The organism is Brevibacterium sp. AGC70, from assembly GCF_057334195.1.
The window spans coordinates 186,540-189,084 of sequence record NZ_JBHFIH010000015.1; the positions used below are offsets into that span (position 1 = coordinate 186,540).

Below are 2,545 nucleotides of genomic sequence, written 5' to 3' on the forward strand. Positions count from 1 at the left end.
CTTCTCAGCGAGGCACGAGTCCGTCCGCGATGGCCTGCGCGTTAGTTCGCTGCATGTCGATGTAGGTTCCGGCCTCCCCGTCGGCTTCGGTCAGCGATTCCGAGAACAGCGGTGTCACTTCGACATCGAGGTCGACTTCGTCGGACAGGGCCTCGGCGAGCTTCTGCGGCTGCGAGGAGTCCGCGAAGATCGTGGGCACCCCCGCGTCTTCGACCGTGCGGGCAAGCTCCTCGAGATCAGCTGCCGAGGGTGATGCCAGTGTGGTTCCGCTCGGAATCACCGCCCCGATGACCTCGAAGTCGAAGCGGTTCGCGAAGTAGCCGAACACGTGATGGTTCGTCACGAGCTTCCGATTCTCGGCAGGGATCGCCTCGGCTATCTCTTCGATGTCGGCATCGAGGTCTTCGAGCTGCCCTCGATACGAGGCTGCAGACGGTTCGATCGCCTCGGCGAGGTCATCACCGATTTCCTCCCCCAGCGCCGAGGTGATGACATCGACGGCGGCGACCATCCGCGCGGGATCGGTCCAGAAGTGAGGGTCAGGTGCCCCCGCACTGCCGCCCGAGGCGTACTCAAGGGGATCGATGTGCTCACCGACCTCGAGGACGCGCACCCCTTCGCTGCGCGCATTGTCGAGGTTCGCCGACAGCCCCTCTTCAAGCCCCAGTCCGTTGCCGATGATGAGATCGGCGTCCTCCATTGCTCCGGCTTCCTTCGCGGAGATGCCGAAGGAATGCGGATCGGAGTTCGGCTTCATCAGCACCGTGACCGCTGCATGGTCTCCGACGAGGCTGTGCACGACATCGCCGAGGATGTTCGTCGTCACCACGATCGACGGCTCATCGTCGCTTCCGCTGCAAGCGGTCAGTGATCCGAGCGTGGCCAGCGTGAGTGCCACCGCTGTGAGGTGGTGCCGTGTGCTCATCACCGCCCCGTCACAGCCAAGCTTGCGGGCGCCCCGCCGAGGTCGAAGCTGCGCGCCTCACGCAGCCCATCGGCCGGGTCGAGCTCGAAGACCGTCCCCGTGGATGGATCGCTGACATAGGTGCGCTCGCTGTCCACCGCCACCGAGGGACCGCCTCCGTGGCCCTCGCCTTCGGCTTCGGCGGGTTCGACGATCTTCTTCTTCGTCAGCACTGATCCATCTTCCGGGGCGATCGAATAGACGGTGCCGTCCTCGTCGAGGGCGATGACCGCGGAATCGTCGGGGGCGACACCTGCGGAGACAACCTCGGCTTCGGTGTCGGCGAATGACCACTTTCCCGACGTCGCATCCAGAAGCCCGATCCCCTGCCCCTCGAAGGGGACAGCAGCGAGGTCACGGCCGGCTTCGATCGACCAGGCGCGGGCTCCGTCGGCACCCTTGGGGTAGGGCAGCACCTCGGCGTCGAAATCCTCATCGACAGCGATCACGCCCTCGGCACAGGCAAAGGCCAGCCCATCTCGGGTGACGCCGGCACCATGGATCTCCGGGCAGTCGTCGTCGATCGGAGTAGCTGCGCCTTTCTCATCGAAGACCGTGAGCTTCGAGGGCAGGTCGTCGGGGCTCTCGCCCGGCACGGTCGATACGAAGTGATCCTCGAAGGGGACCGTCACTCCATGGTGGGGGCCCGGTTTCACGGTGCCGAGCTGGTTGAGTTCGCCGTCGCCGAGTGCGCTCCGGTCATAGATTTTGGCCCGACCCTCGCCGTCGAAGAAGAACGCCACCTCGGTTGACCCGGAGGCGACGTGAGCGGGATCGACCCCGTCGATCTGACCGATGGTCTTCGGCTCGGCCTTGTAGTAGTGCCTGTGGTCGCCGTGGTCGACCGTCCATGCCCCCGTGTCGACGGCTGTGACCGTTCCGGCTTCACCATCACCGAGGTAGAGATATCGGGAATCTGCTCCCGACAGGGTCGTCGACGGTGAGCCCTCGACCTTCTCCACGACGTCCTCGGTGAGCAGGTCGACGACCGAGACTGCACCGGTCTTCGCATCGCTGACGGCCAAACGCAGCTGCGGCTCGTCGGCCTCCTCCGCGCCTTCGACATATCCGTGGGGAGCCGTCGACTGGCTGGGACTGCCGGCCCCGTTGGCCGATTGCTGTCCCTGGCACCCGGTGAGGGCGAGCAGTGCGATCAGTGCCGCGCTCGGCGCGGCGAATCCTTTTGTCCTCGTCATGAGATCTTTCTATTGATAACGGTTCTCATTGTGATAAAAGTATCGTAGCGCACTTCTCACCCTCCTCGCGACGAGCACCACGAAGAAGATGAGGACGGTGAGCAGCGCAATGGTCGCACCGGCAGATGTCTGGGCATACCAGCTCACAAGCAGCCCCACGAAGCACGCGCTCGCACCGATCACCGAGGCGGCCGCCATGATCACTCCGACGCGGTCGAAGAGAAGGCAGGCCGTGGCAGGGGGTCCGATGAGGAGTCCGAAGACGAGGAGAGTACCGACGACCTGGAACGATGCGACGACAGCCAGGGCCGTGAGCATGAGCATCGCAATATGGGTCCAGCCGGGCCGCATGCCCAGAGTTGCCGCCTTGCGCTCGTCGAAGGCG

The 2,545-nt window shown here is 64.8% G+C and carries 3 protein-coding genes; all 3 read right to left on the reverse strand.

All coding sequences use genetic code 11. The annotated features are described in order from the left end of the window. Positions 1 to 4: 4 nt before the first annotated feature. Positions 5 to 925: a zinc ABC transporter substrate-binding protein AztC gene (aztC, locus tag ACE03M_RS13755; protein WP_485934505.1), complete on the reverse strand. Its 921-nt coding sequence runs from the start codon at positions 923 to 925 to the stop codon at positions 5 to 7. Next, positions 925 to 2,160: a hypothetical protein gene (locus tag ACE03M_RS13760; protein WP_485934507.1), complete on the reverse strand. Its 1,236-nt coding sequence runs from the start codon at positions 2,158 to 2,160 to the stop codon at positions 925 to 927. The genes aztC and ACE03M_RS13760 overlap by 1 nt, the downstream gene beginning before the upstream one ends. A 9-nt stretch (positions 2,161 to 2,169) precedes the next feature. After that, on the reverse strand, positions 2,170 to 2,545 hold a 376-nt coding region (locus tag ACE03M_RS13765), incomplete at its 5' end, for a metal ABC transporter permease (RefSeq protein ID WP_485934509.1).